This is a genomic window from Buttiauxella izardii (genome assembly GCF_003601925.1).
Classification (GTDB): Bacteria; Pseudomonadota; Gammaproteobacteria; order Enterobacterales; family Enterobacteriaceae; genus Buttiauxella; species Buttiauxella izardii.
Map to the genome: position 1 here is coordinate 1 of NZ_QZWH01000002.1, position 24,679 is coordinate 24,679.

Sequence of the window (24,679 nt, forward strand, 5' to 3'; positions counted from 1 at the left end):
CGTCATCCACCATTTTTGCGGGAACTGTCGGATGACGCTTCGCTTATCCGGCTTACTCGGTTTCATAAGTCTTTGTTTTTGTAGGGTGGATAAGCGTTAGCGTCATCCACCATTTTTGCGGGAATTGTCGGATGACGCTTCGCTTATCCGACTTATGGAGCGTTCCAGCTAGCTCATATGGTTCGTTTTAAAAATTCCGAATTACAGACAAACCTAATCGTACAAGCAAGCAGTTGATTTCAAAATTTCGGCATGATTGTAGATCTCATCCAGCGAGGCAATAGGATGTCGTGTTTCAGTTTTATCCTCGTCAAATATGCCAATATATTTTTGACTGCGGTTAAAATGTAAACGGCATATAGGTTTGCGATTATTATCATCGAGCAGAATACCAAAGTAGCTTTTCGTATCTCGTTGACTCACACGACCTGCATCGACCACCGTCCGCACAATCGCTTTCACGATGTGATAGCCCTCAAGTTCATCGATGGTGGTCTGGATTTCACTTTCTTCATTAGTTTCATGCACATCAGACTCAGATTCTGTAGAGACTTCTGAGTTGAGAGCAGGAACTTGTACACCGCTCATCGCCGATTTCAATCTTTCATTAATTTGATCATTAAGGAACTGACTCGCTGCTTTTCGGGTTAACTCAGTAAATGAATCCCGAACTTTTTGCGTAATAATCCCGTCATAAACTCGTGATGCGAAGAATTTTACGAAATCCTCATCTGGGGCTGTGAATTGCGCGCTAATTAATTTCTTAATTTGGCTGACGTATTTTAGTTCGCCTGCGGCATTGATAATGGATTCAACATCAAATGCGGATTTTGTTAGCTTACGTAACTCCGGCAATACATATTCATCAATATCTAATAAATCAAACTCAAGGAAAGGTTTTTCATCCATCTTATTTGGTGAGTCTAGATCGGTGAAGAATTTATAAACCTGACCATTTGTTAGTATCGATATACGAGCATTCGTAACGTGAAAATATCTGAATAACTGTGAGGCGTGATTTAGATTAAGAGCATCGCCAATTTTTTTACATTCAATCAGGATTTGGACTTCACCATTTTTGCAAATCGCATAATCTATTTTCTCACCCTTTTTCGTCCCTACATCGCAGATGAACTCTGGAACAACCTCAGTTGGATCAAAGACATCGTACCCTAAAACATTATGGATAAATGGCATTACAAACGCGGTTTTTGTTGCTTCTTCTGTTTGGATTGCTGCTGCCTGCTGCTTTATTTTGGCCGAAAGCGTATTTAACTTTTCCATAAATTCCATGGCGTAAACCTCATAGGTGGGAATGGATCGATACTCCTTGATGTTGAGGGAAAAAAACTTGAAGTGCGTCAGAAAGTTCAATGTGATTAGGCATTTAGGTAATATTTATTTCATACTTACCTTTTACGGGGTGTGAAAAAAAACCTCTCAGTTTAATGAGAGGTTTTATAGGAAATATTTACTTATCTAGCAAAAACAACGCTTTATCACGCAGTAAATGGTCATTCCCGCGACGGCGGGTAAAGCCGATGCGGTCAAAGTATTCGAGGATCTGCACGGCGAGTTTACGGCCTACGCCGAGGCGATCGCGGAAATCGGCGGCGCTGGTGGCGTCCTGCGTTTGATCCAACTCGCGAATCAAATTGGCGAAAGTTTGAATTCTGTCGTTGCGGTAATAACGGTCTTTTAAGATGGCCGTCACCAGCCCAAGTTGCGCAGCAAAGCGCAAGAGTTGGCGCATGGCTTGTTCATCTTGCTGCGTTTCCCGTGCCAGATCGCGAACCCACCACGGGTCGTCGCCAAATAGCGCATCAACCTTTTCCCATACCGCCTGCTGCTCGGCGGAAAAGCCCGGTTTGTGATCGGGCAGATGCAACCAGCCCTGGCGGCTGGCGAGCAATCCTTCCTGACGCATTTTTTCGATTAACGCCAGAACCAGCGGTTCGTCCTCGCCCGGTAGCGCCATACGGCGTAAGCGTTCGCGTCCTGGGCCGGGTTGGTCATCATGCTGCTGGTGATAACGTTCCAGCGTATCGAGCAGTTTTTGCTTCCAGCTTGCCGCCAGTTCATCACTCAGCAGGCTGTTGCCCGCGCGAAGGGCGTTTGTTTGGGCGACTAATTCTTGTAGGCCTTGAGCCGTGAGTTGGCGTGCCCAGGCAAAGTCGGTCAACGTCACGGCACTGCGTTGCAAATGGGCGTCGAGCGCCTGTTGGTCGTTGTCGGCCTTCTTAAGCTGCTCTAACCAGGCCAAAAATGCAGGCTGGCGTTTACCCCGGCGCGGCGCGTGCAGAAGAATAGCTCGAGCACCCGCCAGTGTGACGCGAGCGCTGATATCGCGTAGCACCAGGCGATCGTTGTCGGCAAGCCACAGCGGGACATCGAGCACCAGTTCGGCGAGGTCATCTTCCAGTAGCGAAATGCGCCCGGTGACGTGGCTTGCGGCGTGGTGAATATGCAGCGGCTGCCATTGTTGCAGCGGCGCGTGGCTTTGCAGTTGCACAATCACGCGTTCGACCGGCTGGAGTGGTTGCTCTGCTAAAAGCCAGTCGCCACGTTTGATATCCAGTTTTTCAGCATCACCGCTGATATTTATCGCGACGCGTTGCCCGGCAAATGCGCTGTCTGTTTTGCTGTTTTGAGCGTGCAAACCGCGCACGCGCATCGGTTTGTCGGCACCTGTCAGCCACAGCGAATCGCCGATTTTTACCTCGCCACTTAGTGCGGTTCCGGTCACGACCAGTCCCGCGCCTTTTACGGTGAAAGCGCGGTCAATTGCCAGACGGAAACGATGTTGGCGTGGATGTACTCGCTCTGGCAGTGAAAGTAAGTGCTCACGTATTTCATCAATTCCCGTGCCGCTGGTGGCTGCCGTGACGAACACGACGGCATCTTGCCAGCCAAATTCTTTCACCGTTTCCAGCACGGAATTACGGACTTCTTCAATCCGTGACTCGCTCACGCGGTCGGCTTTAGTTAAGGCGACGGTGAGCGACGGTTTGCCGGTTAATTGCAAAATGGCGAGGTGTTCGCGGGTTTGCGCCATCACGCCGTCATCGCAAGCAACTACTAACAGCGCGTGGTCGATACCGCCGACGCCTGCCAACATGTTGGCGAGGAATTTTTCATGGCCCGGTACGTCGATAAAACCGGGAATGCGCCCATCGGGTTGCGGCCAGTAGGCGTAACCGAGATCGATGGTCATGCCGCGTTTTTTCTCTTCTGGCAGGCGAGATGCATTCACGCCGGTTATGGCTTGCAGCAGGGTAGTTTTGCCGTGGTCGACGTGCCCGGCGGTTGCAATAATCATGGTTTCAGGTTCTCCATGAAGCCCGTTTCATCTTCCAGGCAACGTAAGTCCAGCCATAAACGCCCATCGCTGATGCGGCCAATAATCGGTTTCGGCAACTCGCGCAGGTTTTGCGTCAGCGCACCAAGAGTGGTGCCTCGGCCATCTTTTGGGGTGAAAGTGAGTGCTGCACTCGGCAGTCTGTCTACTGGCAAAGAACCGCTGCCAATTTGCGATAAACACGGTTCGACACGAACGGTAAATTGCTCGCCGAATTTGTCCTCAAAAGCAGGCAAGAGGCGTTGTGCAAGCTCGGTGATTTCACTGGCATTGCGCGTCAACAGGCGTAGCGTCGGCAATCTTTCAACCAGCGTTTCCGGGTGCTGATATAAACGCAATGTCGCTTCGAGCGCCGCCAACGTCATTTTGTCGGCACGCAGGGCGCGTTTGAGCGGGTGACTTTGGATGCGTGCGATAAGCTCTTTTTTGCCGACGATAATGCCCGCTTGCGGCCCGCCCAACAGTTTATCGCCGGAGAAGCTCACCAGGCTCACGCCTGCGGCAATCAGTTGTTGCGGCATCGGCTCTTCCGGCAATCCCCATTGGGTGAGGTCAACCAGCGAACCGCTGCCTAAATCGGTGACCACCGGGATATTCAGCTCGTTGCCCAGTTCCACCAATTCGGCTTCGCTGACGGCTTTGGTAAAGCCCGCGACCTGATAATTGCTGGTGTGGACTTTCATCAGCAACGCGGTGTTTTCACCTGCACCCTGACGATAATCTTTGAGATGTGTGCGGTTGGTGGTGCCGACTTCAACAAGCTGGCAACCCGCCTGGCGCATCACATCAGGAATGCGGAATGCGCCGCCGATTTCCACCAGTTCACCGCGTGATACCACCACTTCTTCGCCACTGGCACAGGCCGCCAACATCAGCAAAACTGCCGCCGCGTTGTTGTTGACGATGCAGGCATCTTCCGCGCCGGTCAGTTCGCAAAGCAGGCCCGCCAACGCTTTATCGCGATGCCCACGTTCCGCATCGTGCAAGTCATATTCCAGCGTGATCGGCGAGCGCATCGCATGGGACACCGCTTCAATCGCCGCTTCAGACTGCAATGCGCGGCCAAGATTGGTGTGCAACACGGTGCCGGTCAGGTTAAACACGGGCTGGAGTGCGCTGCGCTGGCGAGATTCGAGTTTCGTTTGCGCATGAGCCGCCCAATCAATGTTCCAGGCTGGGAGTTGCTGCTGAGTCCGGATGTTTTCGCGAGCGGTTTCCAGCATTTCTCGTAAGGTGTTGACCACCTGAGTGTGTCCGAAACTGCTCAGCAAAGCGCTGAAAGAGGCGTCACGTAACAATTTGTCGATGGCGGGAAGTTGGCTGTACAAGTTGCGATCGGGTGTCATGGCAAGCCGCAGAGTGGTGAAATATAGCCTTAGTTTACAGGGGGAGTTGGCCCCCTGTCATGGGAGTTTCTGGTGGTTATGTTTGGGGTTGCCTCACTAATCATTAGGTAGATTTCATGTGAATTAATTATGTAGGTATCGAATGAGTGAAATATTCATATTTCTATTGGTTTAGAAAGAGGCGTAGAATTAATTTTCTGATGCTTATATATTAGTAATGTACATGGATGAGAGGTGATCGATAAAACTAATGGATGAATATATTATTGCAGGGGCTTATTTTCTTTTTTCACTTTCTGGCGTGTTAGCTGGGCTTTGGTTCAGGAAGCAGTTTCCTGGACGGAAGCTAACACCATTGGTTTTTCTCTGCTATTTATTGATATGCGTGTTTTATGGGCTGATTCATTTAACTATTGTGAAGTATGGCTATATCATTATATCAACCCCTATAAATAAATGGATTGAGGGGAATGTTATAGTAAGAACGATTGCTGCTGTGTTTATTATTCCTCAGGCTTTTATCGGGCCTTCGTTTTATAAGTCTAAAAGATAAACATCTTACGTCAATCAGCCGATTTTAATCTCTTACTAATCGGCTGGTTGAGTTATTATTTTGATTGAGCTGTATTGAAAGCCGAAACTGTCGTTAGACCATCAACTCCAATCTCCAGTATTAATTGTGGGCGGGTCATGGTTTGATAACCTCTCACGAAATCAGTGTTAATAAAGTGAAAAAGTCTCCATGCATCTGGTTTGAGAACATTTTTAAACATTCCATAGCCGGAAAGAGCAATATCAACGCCTGCGTAAACAAGATCGCCATGCTTTTTTGTATAACCTAGAGCAACAGCCCCTTCTTCATACCATTTGCTTGCAAAACCCTTATAATTATTATCTTGATAGCGGATAGAGTTTACATTTTCATCCAGCGCATTCAAGCCGTGTATAAAAAGTGTTAATCCTCCTGCCATTGCCGGCAAACCCACAGCGCAGCCGACTATAGTTACACACGATGTTAATCCAGCAGAAATCATTCCTAAACCAGCTAAAGCTTGGCCTACTCCGCCAAGAATAAATACGCCTTTAACAATATAAGACCACACATCATTTTCTTTTTTAATCTCGATTGTCATATTCTGAGTGACTTTCCTTTGTCTGATCAGAGACTCCTGAAGTATCAGGTATGACCGCTCCTCTTTTAAGTGCATCATGGCTTCTTTCTTACTGAACTCTGAAGTGCTGCCTCTTAATATCTCCATTTTGTTTTCTATAAACAAAGTGATGTTATTAACGAAATCAATGCGCCCTCGGGATGTATTAATAAATTGCGATGCTGTTAGCGCGCTTTCTTTCAACATTCGAGCTTCCAGTCCTCCCATGGTTCGATAATAATCATTCATCCGATCGTTATCATGGCCTAATATATAATCCATGTCAGAATACCCTGTCTTGCCACAAACTATAGCTCGACGTCCCGGCTGACACATGTTTCCAGGTAATGCTTTCGTATTTTAATGAAATACTTTCTATGGGTTGAGCATCGTTGTGAGTCAGTGAATTTGGTGAAACCAGATTGATATCTGCAATGGTTGCTTTGATCAGTTTAATTCTATAGAAAAGCGATTGGGACCCCGATTTATCCGTTCGATAAGCTTCAAAAATGGCATCCATTTTTTCATTGTTGGTAATAGCAAAAGCGAAAAGTGGAGAGGATTTATCAATAGGTTTTTTGAACGTTAAAGGCTGATGATTTACATTCTGGTCACGGGTAATGTTATAGGCCAGTTCGTAAATTAGGGTTTGATCGCGATGTGTGGCCTGATAAGCATTACCGATTGAATCATACGAAGAACAACCACTAGAAATTAATCCCTGATTCTCACCAGTTAATGAGAGATAGATATTATTCGACATTGTTATTATTCCTTTCCTAAGAGTTATTACAGACAGTGAATAGCTCTATTTTTACGCCTTAGGGTCAGGAACAATAAATGAAAAGTTTTTAAATATAGGAAATCGGACTTAATTGATATCAACATAAATAGCCTCTTCCGCAAAATAACTCTCAGAGGCCATTTAATAACAAAACATCATGCCGTCGGCGGTTCTGTCCGTGCAAAACTTTCACGCTCGAAAAGCTTCTCTACCAACTTCACTAAATGTGGACGGTCGACACACCAGCCTGGGGAAACGCGGCGGAAGTTGAGATAACCCACCGCGCAGGCCACTGCGATAGTTGCCACGTTTAGGTTCTCGGCATCTATTTTTTTATCCGCAGCATAATCTTCGAGCAGAGTCAGCCCACGGCTGATTTTTTCGCGTTGGCGGAGTAATTCGATTTCTGATTGTTGCTCAATCGGGCGCTGGCGTTCACGTACTGAAATCAGGGCGGCATCCATGATGCCATCGGCCAGCGCTTCAATCTGGCGCATCTGCAATGCAGCTTGAGGCTCGCGTGGAATAAGCGCCGGGGCGATATCCAGCAATTCCAGGTATTCCGCAATCACAGGCGAGTCGAACCAATACTGGCCGTCGCTAGTCACCAGCGCCGGCACTTTGCCGAGCGGATTGTATTGCGGAGTGGTGCTTTCTGAAGTCCACGGGTTGTCATTTACAAATTCAAAAGTGATGCCCTTTTCCAGCAGGATCACTGAAATCTTGCGCACATACGGGCTGGTGTAATTACCGATAAGTTTCATTACATCGTCCATTTTTAACCGACAAAGATTAAGTATGGATCACGATAAAGGAAGATGCCTGGGGTCGCGTGATGTTGTCTGCCGCTGCGCTGTAATTTTCTAACAAAAAGAAATCCGTCTGGCTGCCTGAATTGCCCTGGATCACACTCCCCAAAATCCACGTAAAATATTTTGTGAATCTCATCACATTTAAATAACAAAGCGCCTCTTGTGAAATGTGATGTGAATCACATAAAGACGTCAATGATGAACAAAATTTAGCTACTGTATTTTTTTTACACATCAATTATGTGATCTAAGTCACCTGATCATGGCTCGTCACACCCCGCAATGAGTGATCTGCATCACATAAAATTCCGGCTGCTGGACACCTTAACGATTCAGTGCCAGATTTGCGTCACTTAGAGCATCTGGCAGCATTGCCTGCCGCCACATTAACAATAAACCTCGGGCTGCTTTCCCAGCACGTAAACACAACAAGGGGTGTGCGTATGTCATCCGATATCAAGATCAGAGTGCAAAGCTTTGGTCGTTTCCTGAGCAACATGGTAATGCCAAACATCGGCGCATTTATTGCCTGGGGTATTATCACAGCTTTATTTATTCCAACCGGATGGCTGCCGAGCGAGACGCTGGCGAAACTGGTCGGCCCGATGATTACTTACCTGCTGCCGCTGCTCATCGGTTATACCGGTGGTCGCTTAATCGGCGGTGACCGTGGTGGTGTGGTCGGTGCCATCACAACCATGGGTGTTATCGTCGGTGCGGATATGCCGATGTTCCTCGGTGCGATGATTGCCGGTCCTCTGGGCGGCTGGGCGATTAAACATTTCGACGCATGGGTTGATGGCAAAATCAAATCCGGCTTTGAAATGCTGGTGAATAACTTCTCCGCTGGCATCATCGGTATGATTCTGGCGATTCTGGCGTTCATGGGTATCGGCCCTGCGGTTGAAGTCCTGTCCAAAGTATTGGCGGCGGGCGTTAACTTCATGGTTGTTCATGACATGCTGCCACTGGCTTCTATCTTCGTAGAACCAGCGAAAATCCTGTTCCTGAACAACGCAATCAACCACGGTATCTTCTCGCCGCTGGGTATTCAGCAGTCCCACGAACTGGGCAAATCAATCTTCTTCCTGATTGAAGCTAACCCAGGTCCGGGTATGGGCGTGCTGTTGGCATACATGTTCTTCGGTCGTGGTAATGCTAAGCAGTCTGCGGGCGGCGCGGCAATCATCCACTTCCTGGGCGGTATCCACGAAATTTACTTCCCGTATGTGCTGATGAACCCACGTCTGATTCTGGCCGTAATCCTCGGCGGTATGACTGGCGTGTTCACTCTGACTCTGCTGAACGGCGGCCTGGTTTCTCCGGCATCTCCGGGTTCCATCCTGGCAGTTCTGGCGATGACGCCAAAAGGTGCTTACTTCGCTAACATCGCCGCTATCGTGGCAGCAACAGTGGTGTCCTTCGTGGTTTCAGCCATCTTGCTGAAAACCAGCAAAGTGAAAGAAGAAGACGATATCGAAGCAGCGGCTCGCCGTATGGCTGAGATGAAAGCTGAGTCTAAAGGTGCAACTGCGCCACTGGCGGTCGGTGCTGGCTTGTCTAACGACCTGAGCCACGTGCGCAAAATCATCGTAGCGTGTGACGCAGGCATGGGGTCAAGTGCCATGGGTGCAGGCGTGCTGCGTAAGAAAGTTAGCGATGCGGGCCTGAAAAATATCTCCGTCACTAACTGTGCAATCAACAGCTTGCCGGACGACGTTGACCTGGTAATTACGCACCGTGACCTGACCGAACGCGCTATGCGCCAGGTTCCACAGGCACAGCATATTTCCCTGACCAACTTCCTCGACAGCAGCTTGTACTCCAACCTGACCGAGCGTCTGGTGGCTTCTCATAACCTGAGCGAGAAAGAAGTGAAGGTGATGACCAGCCTGGAAGACAGCTTCGTACCAAGCGAAGAAGGGCTGTTCCGCCTGGGTGCTGGCAACGTGTTCCTCGGCCTGACCGCGGCTAATAAAGAAGAAGCGATTCGCTTTGCTGGTGAACAACTGGTGAATGGCGGTTACGTCCAGCCAGAGTATGTGGATGCGATGTTTGAGCGCGAAAAACTGACCCCAACTTATCTGGGCGAAGGTATCGCGGTTCCACACGGCACGGTTGAAGCGAAAGACCGCGTACTGAAAACCGGCGTTGTGTTCTGCCAATATCCACACGGTGTTCACTTCGGTGAAGAAAGTGATGATATTGCTCGCCTGGTTATCGGTATCGCCGCTCGCAATAACGAGCACATCCAGGTTATCACCAGCCTGACCAACGCGCTGGATGATGACTCAGTGATTGACCGCCTGGCGAATACGACCAGCGTTCAGGAAGTGCTCGACCTGCTGGCTGGTCGCAAGTAAGGGATTGCCCCTCACCCCGACCCTCTCCCCGGAGGGGCGAGGGGGAAAAACAAGCACAGTACTATCCCCTCTCCCCGGAGTGGCGAGGGGGAAAAGCAAGCACAGTACTATCCCCTCTCCCTCAGGGAGAGGGTTAGGGTGAGGGTTGTTTAAATCAAAATAACCTCACCCGAACCCTCTCGGGTAATTCAAATTTAAGAAGGTGAACGACATGAAAGCATTACATTTTGGCGCAGGTAACATTGGCCGTGGCTTTATCGGAAAACTACTGGCAGACGCCGGTATTCAACTGACCTTCGCTGACGTTAACCAAACCGTGCTGGACGCGCTGAACGCGCGCCATAGTTACCAGGTTCACGTGGTTGGCGAGCAAGAGCAAATCGATACAGTTTCAAATGTGAATGCCGTCAGCAGCATCGGCGACGATGTGGTGACTTTGATTGCTGACGTTGACCTGGTAACCACCGCAGTCGGCCCGGTTGTGCTGGAACGTATCGCGCCAGCCGTCGCAAAAGGTCTGGTTCTGCGTCGTGCCAACGGCAACGAAAAACCGCTGAATATCATCGCTTGCGAGAACATGGTGCGCGGCACCAGCCAGCTGAAAGCACACGTCATGAAGGCGCTGTCTGAAGACGATCAGGCCTGGGTTGAGCAGCACGTTGGTTTCGTTGACTCCGCCGTTGACCGCATCGTTCCGCCTTCAGAATCTGCCACCAACGACCCGCTGGAAGTCACCGTTGAAACCTTCAGCGAGTGGATTGTTGATAAAACCCAATTCAAAGGCGAGTTGCCGAATATTCCCGGCATGGAATTGACTGATAACCTGATGGCGTTTGTTGAGCGTAAGCTCTTCACGCTGAATACCGGGCATGCTATAACCGCATACCTTGGTCAACTGGCCGGTCATCAGACCATTCGCGATGCCATTCTGGATGAGAAAATCCGTGCGGTCGTGAAGGGTGCAATGGATGAAAGCGGCGCGGTGCTGATCAAGCGTTATGGCTTTGATGCAGATAAGCACGCGGCCTATATCCAGAAAATCCTTGGTCGTTTCGAGAACCCGTATCTGAAAGATGATGTGGAGCGCGTAGGCCGTCAGCCGCTGCGTAAATTAAGTGCGGGCGACCGTCTGATTAAACCGCTGCTGGGCACTATCGAATACGGTTTGCCGCGCCAATACCTGATCAAAGGCATTGCTGCTGCAATGCATTACCGCAGTGCGGAAGACCCGCAAGCGCAAGAACTTGAGAAATTGCTGGCAGAAAAAGGCCCGCAGGCAACGCTTGCTGAAATCTCCGGTCTTGATGCAAACAGCGATGTTGTGGCAGAAGCGGTGAGCGCATACAACGGCAAATAGTGATGGAAAGCGGGTGCGGCAGGTTGTCGCTGCACCCAATAATACTTTTAGTGATGTAGGCAAAGATGGAAGAAACCCAGGCCTTTGAAAACCGTGTGCTTGAGCGTCTTAATGCCGGAAAAACCGTACGTAGCCTGCTGATTGCCGCTGTTGAGCTTCTGACCGAAGCGGTGAATATCCTGGTGTTGCAGGTCTTCCGTAAAGACGATTATGCAGTGAAATACGCGGTTGAACCGTTATTGGATGGCGATGGCCCGTTAGGGGATCTTTCCGTGCGTCTCAAACTTATCTACGGCCTGGGTGTGCTCAATCGCCCGGAATACGAAGATTGCGAGTTGCTGATGGCGCTGCGAGAAGAGTTGAATCACGACGGCAGCGAATACAATTTTACTGACGATGAGATGCTCGGCCCATTCGGTGAACTGCATTGTGTTTCAGCCCTGCCGCCGACGCCAAAATTTGTCGATGGCAGCGATCCTGAACTGTTCGCCATGCAAAAACAGCGTTATCAGCAAATTGTTCGATCAACGATGGTGCTCTCTTTGACCGAGCTGATCTCCCGGATCAGCTTAAAAAAAGCCTTCCAGAAGTAAGTCCCTCTCACGCCGAATGGTGTATCCTTGCCAGCAATGAACTTTATTCACGGTTAATCAAAAATGAAAGAAATCGAAAAAGCAGAAATCAAACGCCTGAGCGATCGCCTCGACGCTATCCGTCACGAGATGCCAGAATTGCATCTGATCAACGATGCTGAAAAGTACGCTGAGATGGAAAAAGAGAAAGCGAAACTGGAAATTGAGATCGTTCGCCTGCAAGCGGTGCGTAACCAGAAGCTGAGCAAAGAAGCACAAAAACTGATGGCGCTGCCGTACAAGCGTCCAATCACCAAGAAAGAACAGGCAGACATGGGCAAGCTGAAAAAAGCGGTGCGCGGCCTGGTGATTGTGCATCCAATGACGGCATTAGGCCGCGAAATGGATCTCGAAGAAATGACCGGTTTTTCTCAGACTGATTTCTAATAAAACCCGAATTTAAAAAGGGATGAACTATTAAGGTTCATCCCTTTTATTTTGCTTAAAATTCCTCTTTTGCGAAGCTTCCCCAGCATTCCACTTTTCCCCCTTTATTGATGTAAGCCTGCGCTTTACTCTTCACAAACTAAATTCCTCCCCTGTACTGAATAGGTTAAAATAGGTACAAATCGTTCGATTTATACCTATTCATGCGAAGCGAGGGCGGGAGATGATCAGTTTTACAGCTAACCAGGCGAAAACCCAGTTTGGGGAAATGATGGCTAAAGCGCAGCGTGAACCCGTGAGCATTACTAAAAATGGTAAACCTTCAGTCGTTGTGATGTCGATTGCTGACTATGAAGCTATCGAAGAACTCAAATTACAGTGCTTGCGCGATAAGCTTGCGCGTTCTGTGGCCCAAATCGAATCCGGGAATCTGCGTGACGGGGATGAGGTATTTGACGAGTTATTGAAGGATCTTTAATGGCCGGATACAAGCTAACGGAAGATGCGCAAGAGGATATGCGTGAGCTAAAGGAATACTCTTTACGACAGTTTGGGGCGCAGGCAACACGCGAATATCTGGCGGGAATGCGTATAACGTTACAGCACCTGGCAACAATGCCTGCGATGGGCACTGATGAATCAGGTCATATGTTTGCAGGCGTCTGGAGTTTTCCCTATATGAGTCATACGCTTTATTACCAAAAAGCAGATGGCGGGATTGTTGTTATTGGAGTCATTCATCAAAGCCGATTGCCGGAATCTCTCCTTAAACACCGTTAAATTCGTAGGGCGGATAAGCGCAAGCGTCATCCGCCGCAAAAATTACTTCAATACCTGCGGGTTCACGCAGTTCTCTTTCACGTTGCCACTCAACGATGCAATCAAATTATCCACCGCGCAGGCCGCCATGTTGTAGCGAGTTTCATGCGTTGCGGAACCGATATGCGGTAGCGCCACAACGTTCGGCAGGCTGAGCAACGGCGAATCAACCGGCAGCGGCTCTTGCTCAAACACATCCAGACCGGCGGCGTGAATTTTGCCGTCCACCAGTGCCTGAATTAATGCTTTTTCATCGACCACTGGCCCGCGCCCGGCGTTAATCAAAATCGCTGAAGACTTCATTTTTGCCAGTTGCTCCGCGCCAATCAGATGATACGTTTCATCCGTCAGCGGCAGGGAAATACAGACGAAATCAGATTCAGCCAGTAGAGTGTCGAGGTCGCAATAACGGGCGTTAAAGCGGTCTTCGGCTTCCTGATGATGGCGGCGTGCGTTATACAAAATCGGCATGTTGAAGCCAAAATGTGCACGCTGTGCCAGCGCCAGGCCGATACGGCCCATGCCCAGAATCCCCAGCGTTTTGTGGTGCACGTCGATACCAAACCAATCCGCGCCAATGCCGCCTTTCCACTCGCCAGCTTTCACGCGTTCAGCCACTTCCACCGCGCGGCGAGCCGTCGCCAGCACCAGCGTCATCATGGTGTCCGCAACGGTTTCGGTGAGCACCGTTGGCGTGTGCATCAGTACAATCCCACGCGCGTTCAGCGCATCGACATCAAAATTGTCGTAGCCCACGGAAACCGTCGAAGCTGCGCGCAGCTTAGGCGTGTGGGACAAAAAATCTTTACCGACGGTTTCACTGGAACCCAAAATCCCTTCCGCGTTAGCGAAAACATCCGCGTGTTTCTGGAGATTTTCAGCACTAAGGGAACTGACTTGAGTGACGCTAAAATGGCTTTCAAGGCGGGCAAGCAGGTCGTCAGGTAACTTTTTGTAGAGGATGACGGACGGCTTCATGGCGTTCTCCGTTGAACAGTTTAAAAATCACCGGGCGGTATAACGGCCGCCCGGCTTGAGATTAAGCGTGGTGTGCGGCCACCGGAACGTGTTGGTTTCTCGCCGGTTTCACTATCAGAGTTAGCCACACGGAGGCGAGCAATGCTACCCCCATAAAAATGTAGGAAGCAGACGGGCTGCCGGTTGCACCGTTAAGGTAGCCAACAAACCACGAGCCGACAAACGAACCGAGCGCCCCCATGCTGTTGATTAAGGCCATCGCGCCACCCGCAACATTGCGTGGCAACATTTCAGGAATAATGGCGAAGAACGGGCCATACGGTGCGTACATGGCGGCACCGGCAATCACCAGCAAGGTGTATGAAACCCAGAAGTGATCCGCACCAACCAGCCACGAACCGAGGAACGCCATCGCGCCAATCAACAGCAGCGGCCAGACAAACAGCTTACGGTTCTGCATTTTGTCCGAAGCCCAGGAAACCACAATCATCGCGATGGTCGCCGCCAGATACGGCACCGATGACAGCCAGCCGACTTCCACCATGCCCATGCCAGCGGTGCCTGCGCCTCGGATAATCGACGGCAGCCACAGCACGAAGCCGTACACCCCAATGCTCCAGCAGAAATATTGCATACACAGCAGCACCACATTGCGCGAACGGAACGCTTCACCGTAATTGCGCACCGCTTTAATTCCTTGCTGCTCTTGCTCAAGCTGCGCCTGCAACGCGGATTTTTCCGCATCTGACAACCAGCCAACTTGTGACGGTTTATCTTTTACCAGCACCCACCAGGCAAATGCCCAGATAACCGCCGGGATCCCTTCGAAGATAAACATTTCACGCCAGCCAAAGGCCTGAATGAGATAACCAGAAACCACCGACATCCACAGCACCGTGACCGGATTACCGAGGATTAAGAAGGTGTTAGCTCGCGAGCGTTCAGACTTAGTAAACCAGTTACTGATGTAAATCAGCATCGCAGGCATCACCGCTGCTTCAACGATGCCGAGCACAAAGCGAATCGCCGCCAGTGCCGGAATGTTGCTTACCATGCCGGTTAAGGAGGCGCAGCCGCCCCATAAAATCAGGCAAACGAAGATCAGTTTGCGTACGCTACGGCGTTCGGCGTACATCGCGCCGGGGATCTGGAAGAAGAAATAACCGAGGAAAAACAGCGCGCCAAGTAGCGACGAAATCCCTTTGGTGATCCCAAGGTCATCGTTAATCCCGGCGGCGGAAGCAAAACTAAAGTTGGCACGGTCGAGGTACGCCAGGCTGTACGTGATAAACACGATGGGCATGATGTACCACCAACGTTTTGGCGCGATGGTATTTGATGAAACAGAATGGCTTTTCATAGGCTTGCCTCTATGTTGAGGAGAGTCGCATCATGCCGGGTGTAGGGCACAGCTGATGCAGTCTTCGTTTATTCGCCCAGCGTTGCTCGGGTCGGTAACCCTTCGCTATCGCCGATGACCTGGATCGCCAGTGAGCCGATTTTATTACCGCGGCTAACGGCCTGGGGTAAAGATTTTCCTTCGAGCAGGGCGCTGATGACGCCAACCGCAAAGCCGTCACCCGCACCGACGGTATCGACGACGTTCTCGACTTTTACCGCACTGACCGCTCCTTTTTCACCGCTTGCGGTTTTAAACCATGCTCCATCAGCACCGGTTTTCAGTACCACGGTTTTCACGCCGTGATCGAGATAGAAATCGGCAATCGCTTCCGGGGTTTTGTGCCCGGTCAGAATTGCGCCCTCGCTTAAACCTGGCAGAACCCAGTCGGCCTGGAAGGCGAGGTTATTCAGTTGCTTCACCATTTCCGCTTCGCTTTTCCACAGCACCGGGCGCAGATTTGGGTCGAAAGAAATGGTTTTGCCTTTTTGCTTCATGACGCGGGCGGCGTGATTGAGCAATTCAAGCGAGCTGCCAGAAAGTGCGGCTGCCACGCCGCTTAAATGCAGATGGCGTGCGGAGCAAAAATATTCTTCGCTGAAATCCGCCGTGGAAAGATGGCTTGCAGCGGAACCTTTACGGAAGTATTCCACAATGGGATCGGTTCCATTTTCTGCTTTAGATTTAAGCTGGAAGCCGGTTGCGAAACGCTCGTCTGTCGTCACGCCACGGCTGTCGATATTCTCTTTCGCCAGTTGTTGCAGCACAAAGCGACCAAAAGAATCGTTGCCCACACGGCTGACCCAACCCACGTTCAGGCCAAGGCGCGCAAGGCCAGTGGCGACATTCAGTTCTGCACCAGCCACACGCTTGACGAACTTTTCGGTAGCCGCTAAATCACCGGTTTCGCTGGCGACAAACATCGCCATCGCTTCACCCACGGTTATCACATCCAGTTGATTCGACATCACTTACTCCTCGCGTAATAAATTGACGTAATGGCGCGTGACCGCCGTCAGGTCGCGGCCTTCGAGCGGGAATTCAATGCCACGCGGCGCATCGGCGGGCAGGTTATTTAACAGTTCCAGCCAGCGCGGTTCGGCATCATCCAGCGCAATTGCCCGGTAGTGATAATGGTGTGCCACGGCGGCTTTCACGTGGATATAACTGACCGATGGCGCAAGCACGCGCGCTGCGGCTTCCGGGGATTCATCAACCCACAGCCAGTTGGCCATATCAAAAGTGAGCGTCACAGGAAGGTTTAGCACATTGCTGGCGGCCTGAAAGCGCTGCATCGGCGCGAGTTTGCCGCACTGTGTCTGGTCGTTTTCCACCACTAAAGCCACGTCTGATTTTTCAAGCCACTGTTGCAAAAGCGAAAACTGTTGGCTGCCACGAAAATGGCCGAGTGATAGTTTTAACCATTTGGCATTGAGTTGGTGGGCTTCGAGCAGCAAAGAAGGGATCAGCGGATTGAGTTTTCCGTCTTCCACAAACAGCGGTTCCGGTGCGGAATAACAGGCTTCGAGTTGATGGTCAGCAATCTGGCGCGCCAGTTCTGGCAGGGCATCAAGCTGCGTGTGATTGAATAACTCGCGGCGGATTTCCACGCCGTCAGCACCCGCATTAGCGATAATCGGCAGCAGTGCTTGTTGGCCGCCGAGTGCGGCGATGCGGTCATGCCCGTAAGCGGCGGTGACAACAATAATTTTTCTCGGCATGACATTCTCCGGGCAACTTCATCTCACTAACATAACTATTACGCTAGATGGAACCGGTTCCAAAGAAAAGCCAGGCGTGTCTGATTTATGATCGCTATCACGAACAAAGATTAACGGACGGTGGAACCGCGAACGATTAATTCGCCGGAAAAGACCTGCTCGTAAACGGTGTCGTTGCCGCCTTCGATGCGTTTAACAACCTGCTGGAGCGCGGCGTAACCTATCTGCCAGGTTGGCTGCTTGAGGGTGGTGATGCCCACGCCCGCAAGTTCTGCCCATTCCAGTTCGTCGAACCCTAACAGGCCGATATCGCTGCCCCAGTGCAGGCCGATGCGGCGCAGAGAACGGGCGACTTGAAGCGTCAGCGCGCCGTTTGCGGAAATCACCGCTTTGCGCATACCGCGATGGGTGGAATGGAACTGGCGCAGCGTGTTATCCATCAAATCCGCTTCGTGCAGCGGCACTTCGGCGTTTTCGGCGACAATTCCGGGATAACGTTTCAGCGTGGCGTGGAAAGCGTTCAGGCGCTCGCGGCGAGTGTTGACGGTGCCGAGCGGTTCGCTGAGAAACATGATCGCTTCAAAGCCTTGTTCCACAAGGTGTTCCGTGGCGGTAGTGGCGGCTTGCGTGTTATCCAGCCCGACCACATCGCAGGCAAAATCAGGGATTTTGCGGTCAATCAGCACCATCGGTAGCGCGGATTGTTGCAGGCGGTTTAGCCCTTCCTCGCGCATCCCAACCGCATTCACCACAATCCCTTCCACCTGATAACTGCGCAGCAAATCAAGGTAATGCAGCTCCTGATCGACTTCGTTATTGGTGTTACACACCAGCGGCGTGAAGCCCTTTTCGCGACATGCGGCTTCAATTCCGCTCAATACGTCAACGGAGTAGGGGTTGGTGATATCGGCGATTATCAGGCCAATCAGGCGGGTACGCCCACGCTTCAGGCCGCGAGCCATCTGGCTTGGACGGTAATCGAGTTCAGCGATAGCCGTTTCGATACGCAGGCGGAGATCGTCAGACAACACGTTTTGCTCGCCGTTAAGATAGCGGGAAACACTGGTTTTACCGGTCTTTGCCGCTTTCGCGACATCGCTTATCGTGGGGCGTGCAGACTTGCTGATCATGATGCTCTCCGAGGGTAACTCTCTGGAGAGTAACATAGTTGTGTAGGTCGGATAAGCGGCAGCGTCATCCGACATAATCCCCGTGAGTGCGCTCGTCCCATTTCACCCTCACTCTGTCCGTTTTTGGTATTCGCAGCCCATCAAAGCCTTGTCACAATGGATTCAACCCCAAAGGTAAGGAGTCCGAAAATGTCACGTTCCGCTCTGATTAATATCGATACGCAGCAATCTTTCTTCCATCGCGAATACTGGCAGGAAGAGGATGTTCCGGCATTCCAGCAGGCGATTTTGCAACTGATTTCCGGCTGCCAGGATTTGAACATTCCGGTCGTTGATATCTTCCACGTTGATGATTCTGGCCCGTTTTCACTGGAATCGGGATACGTTAAACCAATGCCATTTTTACAACATCACGCTGATGTGACGTTCCAGAAACACGTCCATAACGCGTTTACCGATACCGGCCTCGATCTCTGGCTGCGTACTCGTGACATCAACCATTTGATTATCTGCGGGATTCGCACCGAACAATGCTGCGAAACCACCACCCGCGTGGCATCGGATTTGGGCTATCGCGTTTCGTTTGTCAGCGAAGCAATGCTCACCTTCCCGATGAGCTGGAAAGGCGTTACGCTGGATACGCAAACCCTGCGGCACCGCACTGAAACGGTGTTGGCAGGGCGATTTGCGGAAATTCAAACCGTTGCCGAATGCCTGGAGTCTTTATCGTGAGTATTGGGGTCTGGTTCGTTGTTTTGCCTGGTGTTTTGTCGCTCGATTTAACCGGCCCTGCGGAAACGCTGAAGCTTGCGGGCGACGCTTTTCATCTGCATTTCATCGGCCCGGACCCACAAGTTACCACCTCCATTGGGCTTAACTTTTCGGGCATCGAACCGCTGCCGGAACGTTTCCCTGAAGGTAGCCTGCTGGTTTTGCCGGGCGTGTGCGATTCAAACTACTACTTTGATACGCCGCAAGCCGAGCAGGTGCGCCGCTGGCTGACGCGCCTGCAACCACAAATTCACAGCCAACAGCTTAACTTAATGTGCGTCTGTTCCGGTTCATTGCTGGCGGCGAAAGCCGGGCTGATGAACGGCGTGCAATGCACCACGCATCACGATGTGCTGGCGCGTTTACGCGCGGTGGCACCCACTGCGCAGGTGAAAGAGAACCGTATTTTTATCGAAGACCGGGGCATCTGGACCAGTGCGGGAATCACGTCCGGCATCGATCTCTCATTGCATCTGATTAACCGCTATTGCGGCCCGAAAGCGGCGCTGGATGTGGCGCGTGAGATGGTGGTGTGGTTCCGCCGTTCGGGAGACGACCCGCAATTATCGCCGTGGCTGCGCTATCGCAACCATATTCACCCGGCGGTGCATCGCGCTCAGGATTTGCTTTCAGCGGCACCCGAATCGGCGTGGGATGTGCAGGAAATTGCCGACAAAGTTCACGTCAGCTCGCGCCATTTATCGCGGCTTTTTCAGCAGCATTTAGGGATTTCGGTGCGGGATTATTTAGAACAGTTACGCCTGGCGGTTGCCGAACAGCGTTTGTTGCAGGGGCAGCGCATGGAACAGGCAGCGATGGCGGCGGGGTTTTCATCCCCTCGCCAGCTGCATCGCGCCCGCGCCCGTAACGCTTAACTCACCATTTTGCGGGTGTCGATGCGCCGTAATCCCATTGAAAGCAACAAGCTGGCGGCAAGCGTGGCACCAAATATCCATAAAATATCGAGCACCGGCGAGCTGGTAATCTGGTAACCATGGGTGCGCAGGAAGTGGATAATCAGCGCGTGGAAGCCGTAAATCCCCAGCGAGTTCTGTGAGATTAAGGTCAGCCCCGGCAGCGGGCGGCTGTTCAGGCAATTTTTCACTAACACCAGCAAACTGATCGCGGCGATAAACACCAGCGGCCCGCAATACACATAAAACGTATCGGCAAAATTACCGTTCACTTCCAACTGGTGGCGCGTGCCGGTCGAAATAGAAAAAATACACAGCGCAAAAATTCCCGCCGCCAGCCCGCTAATCCAGCGTTTATCTGTCTCATACATGCCAATTGCGCGGCCCAGCAGGCCATACAACACGTAATAAAACGTATCGCCGCGAATATACAAATTAATCGGCAGCCATTTCACGCCGTCCAGCGTTTGTGGCACGGTGTTAGGGTTGGCTATCACGCCGAGCAAAACCATCAGCCCGAGGATCACCGTCGCGTTGACTTTCTTCACCTGAATCAACGGCGAAAGCAGGTAAATCACCATAATCGCGAAGAAAAACCATAAGTGATAAAACACCGGTTTTTGCAGGATGTAGCGCAGGGAAAGCCCGGCGTTAATCGGCGTGAAGAGTTTGATGTAGATAAGCGCAATCACGCTGTAAAACAGTAAGCATGTGACGATGCGCAAAAAGTGGCGCTGCTGCGCGCTGCGTTCACCAAAAAACAGATAACCTGAAATCATGAAAAAGAGCGGCACGCTGACGCGAGAAGCTGAATTCAGCACGTTCGATAAATCCCAGCTAAACGGACTGACGATATTGGCGTTGGTGATGTACCAGGTTGTGGTGTGAATCATGACGACCATCAGGCATGCAATCCCGCGCAGGTTATCGATCCAGTTAATTTTTTGCTGCTGCATTCGGCCCTCTGGTCTGTTTTACGGTATTAATCCGAGTTTGCGCTCACGCCCTTGCCAGTGGCACAGTGGGTTTGCAGAATGCGGAATACCTGTTAATTATTGAATAACAATAACGATTTTAACGTACACATAACGAATGATGATGCCAAAAATAAAAAATAGCCGTTGGATTATAGTTTTAGCCGCCCTTTTATTGAGCGCCTGTAGTTCGCAAGAGCCACATCCCCAGCATGCACAAGCCGCGCAGCAACCGGCGATTGAGGGTGAAGCGATGATTGAAACCTGCAAAGGGGAGGCGGCGCATCGTTACAACACGCGTGCCGATCGCATCAGCGTGGTGGATTTTAAACAGTACCAGGGGAGCTATGAGATTCTGGGCAGCACCACGCGCCGGGAAGGATTCACCTGCTCCTTCGACGAAAGTGGTCAATTCTTGCACCTTTCGACCACATAAAGCCGCAACGCAAGGCAAACGCACGTGCATTCGGCTGTATATGTTGCGCTCAAAAGGTATACTCTTCACCCTTCAAGTTGCCTCTGCGTTGGCTGCCTTCTCTCACCCCAATCGCTTAGTTTACTAAGCTCATGGGGATTCGCTCAGTTGCCGTCTTAATGCAACTCGAATGGTTTTGAGTATATACTGGCGGCTTCTCTTTTTAACCCTCTCGAACGCGTGCGAAATCAACATGCAAAAGTTTGATACCAAGACCTTTCAAGGCCTGATCCTGACTTTACAGGACTACTGGGCTCGCCAGGGCTGCACCATTGTTCAACCTTTGGACATGGAAGTCGGCGCCGGCACCTCTCACCCAATGACTTGCCTGCGGGCTTTAGGGCCAGAGCCGATGGCGACTGCATATGTGCAGCCCTCTCGCCGTCCTACCGATGGCCGTTACGGTGAAAATCCGAACCGCTTACAGCACTACTATCAGTTCCAGGTGGTCATCAAGCCTTCTCCAGAAAACATTCAGGAGTTGTACCTTGGGTCGCTTAAAGAGCTGGGTATGGACCCAACGATTCATGACATTCGCTTCGTAGAAGACAACTGGGAAAACCCAACGCTGGGTGCCTGGGGTCTGGGCTGGGAAGTGTGGCTCAACGGCATGGAAGTGACGCAGTTCACCTACTTCCAGCAAGTTGGCGGCCTGGAATGTAAACCTGTTACCGGTGAAATCACTTACGGTTTAGAGCGTCTGGCGATGTACATCCAGGGCGTCGACAGCGTTTACGATCTGGTCTGGAGCGATGGCCCGCTGGGTAAAACCACTTATGGCGACGTGTTCCATCAGAACGAAGTTGAGCAATCAACTTACAACTTCGAACACGCCGATGTGGATTTCCTGTTCTCCTGCTTCGAGCAGTATGAGAAAGAAGCGCAGCACCTGCTGGCGCTGGAAAACCCGCTGCCGCTGCCTGCTTACGAACGCATTCTGAAAGCCGCGCACAGCTTTAACCTGCTTGATGCCCGCAAGGCCATCTCGGTGACTGAGCGCCAGCGCTACATTCTGCGTATTCGTACTCTGACGAAAGCCGTGGCCGAAGCCTATTACGCTTCTCGTGAAGCGCTTGGCTTCCCGATGTGCAATAAAAATAAATAAGAGGCTGCCATGTCTGAAAAAACTTTTCTGGTGGAGATTGGCACTGAAGAGCTGCCACCAAAAGCCCTGCGCAGCCTGGCGGAATCCTTCGCTGCCAACGTGACTGCGGAACTGGATGCGGCAAACCTGGCTCATGGCGAAGTAAAATGGTTTGCAGCGCCGCGCCGTCTGGCACTGAAAATTTCTAATCTGGCTGAATCTCAGCCGGATCGTGAAGTTGAAAAACGTGGCCCGGCAATTTCTGCGGCATTTGACGCAGAAGGCAATGCAAGCAAAGCCGCTGAAGGCTGGGCTCGTGGTTGCGGTATTACCGTTGCCGAAGCTGAGCGTCTGGCGACGGACAAAGGCGAGTGGTTGATGTACCGCGCCCACGTTAAAGGCGAAAGCGCACAAGCGCTGCTGCCAGCGATGATTGCGACCGCGCTGACCAAACTGCCGATTCCAAAACTGATGCGTTGGGGCGATAACAACACCCAATTCGTGCGTCCGGTTCACACCGTCACCCTGCTGTTGGGCGATGAAGTGATTCCAGCGAACATTCTGGGTATCGCATCTGACCGTGTGATTCGTGGCCACCGCTTTATGGGCGAGCCGGAATTCACCATCGATAACGCCGATCAATACCCTGAAATTCTGTTCACGCGCGGCAAAGTCATTGCCGACTACGAACAGCGTAAAGCGGTAATCAAAGAAGGCGCTGAAGAAGCGGCACGCAAGATTGGCGGCAACGCTGACTTGAGCGAAAGCCTGCTTGAAGAAGTGACTTCTCTGGTGGAATGGCCGGTGGTTCTGACCGCGAAATTCGAAGAGAAATTCCTCAAAGTGCCTGCGGAAGCGCTGGTTCACACCATGAAAGGTGACCAGAAATACTTCCCGGTGTACGCCAACGACGGCAAATTGCTGCCGAACTTTATCTTTGTTGCCAACATCGAGTCGAAAGACCCGATCCAGATTATCTCTGGTAACGAGAAAGTCGTGCGTCCACGCCTGGCAGATGCCGAGTTCTTCTTTAATAGCGACCGTAAAAAGCGCCTCGAAGACCACTTGCCGCGTCTGGAAACCGTTCTGTTCCAACAGCAGCTCGGCACGTTGCGTGACAAAACTAACCGCATCGAAGCATTATCAGGCTGGATTGCAGGCCAAATCGGCGCAGACGTAAACCACGCCACTCGCGCCGGTTTGCTGTCTAAATGCGACCTGATGACCAACATGGTGTTCGAGTTTACCGACACCCAGGGCGTGATGGGCATGCACTATGCGCGTCACGACGGCGAAGCCGAAGACGTCGCAGTTGCGCTCAATGAGCAATACCAGCCACGTTTTGCGGGCGACGAACTGCCGTCAAACCTGGTTGCTTGCTCCGTTGCGATTGCCGATAAAATGGATACTCTCGCGGGCATCTTCGGCATCGGTCAGCACCCGAAAGGCGACAAAGACCCGTTTGCTCTGCGTCGTGCAGCACTCGGCGTTCTGCGCATCATCGTTGAGAAAAACCTGTCGCTGGATCTGCAAACCCTCACCGAAGAGGCCGTGCGCCTGTACGGAGACAAGCTGACCAACGCCAAAGTTGTCGACGAAGTCATCGACTTTATGCTGGGCCGTTTCCGCGCCTGGTATCAGGAAGAAGGCCACAGCGTGGATACCATCCAGGCCGTGCTGGCGCGTCGTCCAACTAAACCTGCTGATTTTGATGCGCGCATGAAAGCCGTTTCGCACTTCCGTACTCTGGAAGCTGCCGCCGCGCTGGCTGCTGCGAACAAGCGTGTTTCCAACATTCTGGCGAAGTCAGACGAAACGCTGCAAGACCACGTGCGTGCTTCCGTTCTGAAAGAAGCAGAAGAAATGGATCTCGCCCGTCAGTTGGTTATCCTGCGCGACAAACTGGAGCCGTTCTTCGCTGAAGGCCGCTATCAGGAAGCGTTGGTGGAACTGGCTGCGCTGCGTGAACCGGTCGATAAGTTCTTCGACAAAGTGATGGTGAACGCAGAAGACAAAGAGCTGCGTATTAACCGTCTGACGCTGCTGGCTAAATTGCGTGAGTTGTTCCTGCAAGTGGCGGATATTTCGCTGCTTCAGTAACAACGTAGCTTTGTCGGATGATCCGACCGACGAAAAAGCGTTGTCAGCAATAAAAAAAACCGCCTAGGCGGTTTTTTTTATGTCATAAGCATCAGGGTAAAAACTTATTCCATCAACTGTTTAC

At 51.3% G+C, this 24,679-nt stretch carries 23 protein-coding genes and 1 pseudogene; 12 read left to right on the forward strand and 12 right to left on the reverse strand.

All coding sequences use genetic code 11. The features are described 5' to 3' along the window. Positions 1–213 precede the first annotated feature (213 nt). The 3 genes from D6029_RS01015 to selA all read right to left on the reverse strand — a co-directional run bounded on the left by D6029_RS01015 (position 214) and on the right by selA (position 4,704). Entirely contained in the window at positions 214–1,293 is a 1,080-nt protein-coding gene (locus tag D6029_RS01015) for a type I restriction endonuclease (protein ID WP_120062978.1), read from the reverse strand. A 178-nt stretch (positions 1,294–1,471) separates the two neighbouring features. Next, entirely contained in the window at positions 1,472–3,319 is a 1,848-nt protein-coding gene (gene selB, locus D6029_RS01020) for a selenocysteine-specific translation elongation factor (protein WP_120062979.1), read from the reverse strand. Continuing rightward, a complete protein-coding gene (gene selA, locus D6029_RS01025) occupies positions 3,316–4,704 on the reverse strand; it encodes an L-seryl-tRNA(Sec) selenium transferase (RefSeq protein WP_120062980.1) in 1,389 nt (462 codons plus the stop codon). The genes selB and selA overlap by 4 nt, the downstream gene beginning before the upstream one ends. 250 nt (positions 4,705–4,954) lie before the next feature. Here selA and D6029_RS01030 point away from each other — a divergent pair, with 250 nt between their 5' ends. After that, positions 4,955–5,257 carry a hypothetical protein gene (locus D6029_RS01030; protein ID WP_120062981.1) on the forward strand — a complete coding sequence of 101 codons (303 nt, stop codon included), beginning with the start codon at positions 4,955–4,957 and terminating at the stop codon, positions 5,255–5,257. Between the two features lie 55 nt (positions 5,258–5,312). On the opposite strand, the gene D6029_RS01035 is transcribed toward D6029_RS01030, so the two are convergent. The 3 genes from D6029_RS01035 to D6029_RS01045 form a co-directional block, all read right to left on the reverse strand. Continuing rightward, positions 5,313–6,137 (reverse strand): DUF4225 domain-containing protein, encoded by an 825-nt coding sequence (locus D6029_RS01035; protein ID WP_167455952.1) that lies wholly within the window; start codon positions 6,135–6,137, stop codon positions 5,313–5,315. 1 nt (position 6,138) lies between these two features. Further along, positions 6,139–6,618, reverse strand: coding sequence for an Hcp family type VI secretion system effector (locus D6029_RS01040; protein WP_120062983.1), 480 nt, complete (start codon positions 6,616–6,618; stop codon positions 6,139–6,141). Positions 6,619–6,794: 176 nt separating this feature from the next. Next, positions 6,795–7,403 carry a glutathione S-transferase gene (locus D6029_RS01045; protein ID WP_120062984.1) on the reverse strand — a complete coding sequence of 203 codons (609 nt, stop codon included), beginning with the start codon at positions 7,401–7,403 and terminating at the stop codon, positions 6,795–6,797. A gap of 491 nt (positions 7,404–7,894) precedes the next feature. On the opposite strand from D6029_RS01045, the gene D6029_RS01050 reads away from it, so the two are divergent. The 6 genes and pseudogenes from D6029_RS01050 to D6029_RS01075 all read left to right on the forward strand — a co-directional run bounded on the left by D6029_RS01050 (position 7,895) and on the right by D6029_RS01075 (position 12,970). Then, a complete protein-coding gene (locus D6029_RS01050) occupies positions 7,895–9,814 on the forward strand; it encodes a PTS mannitol transporter subunit IICBA (protein ID WP_120062985.1) in 1,920 nt (639 codons plus the stop codon). A 211-nt stretch (positions 9,815–10,025) separates the two neighbouring features. Next, positions 10,026–11,171 carry a mannitol-1-phosphate 5-dehydrogenase gene (gene mtlD, locus D6029_RS01055; RefSeq protein ID WP_120062986.1) on the forward strand — a complete coding sequence of 382 codons (1,146 nt, stop codon included), beginning with the start codon at positions 10,026–10,028 and terminating at the stop codon, positions 11,169–11,171. Positions 11,172–11,184: 13 nt separating this feature from the next. Then, a pseudogene (mtlR, locus tag D6029_RS01060) lies at positions 11,185–11,764 on the forward strand (mannitol operon repressor MtlR). A gap of 63 nt (positions 11,765–11,827) precedes the next feature. Then, positions 11,828–12,190 carry a YibL family ribosome-associated protein gene (locus tag D6029_RS01065; RefSeq protein WP_120062988.1) on the forward strand — a complete coding sequence of 121 codons (363 nt, stop codon included), beginning with the start codon at positions 11,828–11,830 and terminating at the stop codon, positions 12,188–12,190. Positions 12,191–12,413: 223 nt separating this feature from the next. Continuing rightward, positions 12,414–12,668, forward strand: coding sequence for a type II toxin-antitoxin system Phd/YefM family antitoxin (locus D6029_RS01070; RefSeq protein WP_120062989.1), 255 nt, complete (start codon positions 12,414–12,416; stop codon positions 12,666–12,668). Further along, positions 12,668–12,970, forward strand: a complete 303-nt coding sequence (locus D6029_RS01075; RefSeq protein WP_120062990.1) for a type II toxin-antitoxin system RelE/ParE family toxin — start codon at positions 12,668–12,670, stop codon at positions 12,968–12,970. The genes D6029_RS01070 and D6029_RS01075 overlap by 1 nt, the downstream gene beginning before the upstream one ends. Before the next feature lie 42 nt (positions 12,971–13,012). Here D6029_RS01075 and ghrB read toward each other — a convergent pair whose 3' ends face one another. From ghrB to D6029_RS01100, 5 genes are all read right to left on the reverse strand, one after another. Next, complete coding sequence (gene ghrB / locus D6029_RS01080; RefSeq protein ID WP_120062991.1) at positions 13,013–13,987, reverse strand: glyoxylate/hydroxypyruvate reductase GhrB; 975 nt, start codon at positions 13,985–13,987, stop codon at positions 13,013–13,015. Between the two features lie 61 nt (positions 13,988–14,048). Beyond that, positions 14,049–15,347, reverse strand: coding sequence for an MFS transporter (locus tag D6029_RS01085; protein WP_120062992.1), 1,299 nt, complete (start codon positions 15,345–15,347; stop codon positions 14,049–14,051). A gap of 68 nt (positions 15,348–15,415) precedes the next feature. Further along, the gene (locus D6029_RS01090; RefSeq protein WP_120062993.1) at positions 15,416–16,354 is read right to left on the reverse strand and encodes a sugar kinase; all 939 of its coding nucleotides are present in this window, start codon (positions 16,352–16,354) and stop codon (positions 15,416–15,418) included. 3 nt (positions 16,355–16,357) lie between these two features. After that, the gene (locus D6029_RS01095; RefSeq protein WP_120062994.1) at positions 16,358–17,107 is read right to left on the reverse strand and encodes a sugar phosphate isomerase/epimerase family protein; all 750 of its coding nucleotides are present in this window, start codon (positions 17,105–17,107) and stop codon (positions 16,358–16,360) included. 110 nt (positions 17,108–17,217) lie between these two features. Next, positions 17,218–18,237 (reverse strand): LacI family DNA-binding transcriptional regulator, encoded by a 1,020-nt coding sequence (locus D6029_RS01100; RefSeq protein WP_120062995.1) that lies wholly within the window; start codon positions 18,235–18,237, stop codon positions 17,218–17,220. 189 nt (positions 18,238–18,426) lie between these two features. Between D6029_RS01100 and D6029_RS01105 the strand changes: the two genes are divergently transcribed. Beyond that, complete coding sequence (locus D6029_RS01105) at positions 18,427–18,969, forward strand: isochorismatase family protein (RefSeq protein ID WP_120062996.1); 543 nt, start codon at positions 18,427–18,429, stop codon at positions 18,967–18,969. After that, positions 18,966–19,883 carry a GlxA family transcriptional regulator gene (locus D6029_RS01110; protein ID WP_120062997.1) on the forward strand — a complete coding sequence of 306 codons (918 nt, stop codon included), beginning with the start codon at positions 18,966–18,968 and terminating at the stop codon, positions 19,881–19,883. Before D6029_RS01105 ends, D6029_RS01110 begins: the two co-directional genes overlap by 4 nt. On the opposite strand, the gene D6029_RS01115 is transcribed toward D6029_RS01110, so the two are convergent. After that, on the reverse strand, positions 19,880–20,878 hold the full coding sequence (locus tag D6029_RS01115; protein WP_120062998.1) for an acyltransferase: 999 nt from the start codon (positions 20,876–20,878) through the stop codon (positions 19,880–19,882). The genes D6029_RS01110 and D6029_RS01115 overlap by 4 nt on opposite strands. A gap of 142 nt (positions 20,879–21,020) precedes the next feature. On the opposite strand from D6029_RS01115, the gene D6029_RS01120 reads away from it, so the two are divergent. The 3 genes from D6029_RS01120 (at position 21,021) to glyS (ending at position 24,555) form a co-directional block, all read left to right on the forward strand. Continuing rightward, entirely contained in the window at positions 21,021–21,332 is a 312-nt protein-coding gene (locus D6029_RS01120) for a YsaB family lipoprotein (RefSeq protein WP_244212361.1), read from the forward strand. A gap of 232 nt (positions 21,333–21,564) precedes the next feature. After that, positions 21,565–22,476, forward strand: a complete 912-nt coding sequence (glyQ, locus tag D6029_RS01125; RefSeq protein WP_064542532.1) for a glycine--tRNA ligase subunit alpha — start codon at positions 21,565–21,567, stop codon at positions 22,474–22,476. A gap of 9 nt (positions 22,477–22,485) precedes the next feature. Further along, a complete protein-coding gene (gene glyS, locus D6029_RS01130) occupies positions 22,486–24,555 on the forward strand; it encodes a glycine--tRNA ligase subunit beta (RefSeq protein WP_120062999.1) in 2,070 nt (689 codons plus the stop codon). Positions 24,556–24,679: the final 124 nt, after the last annotated feature.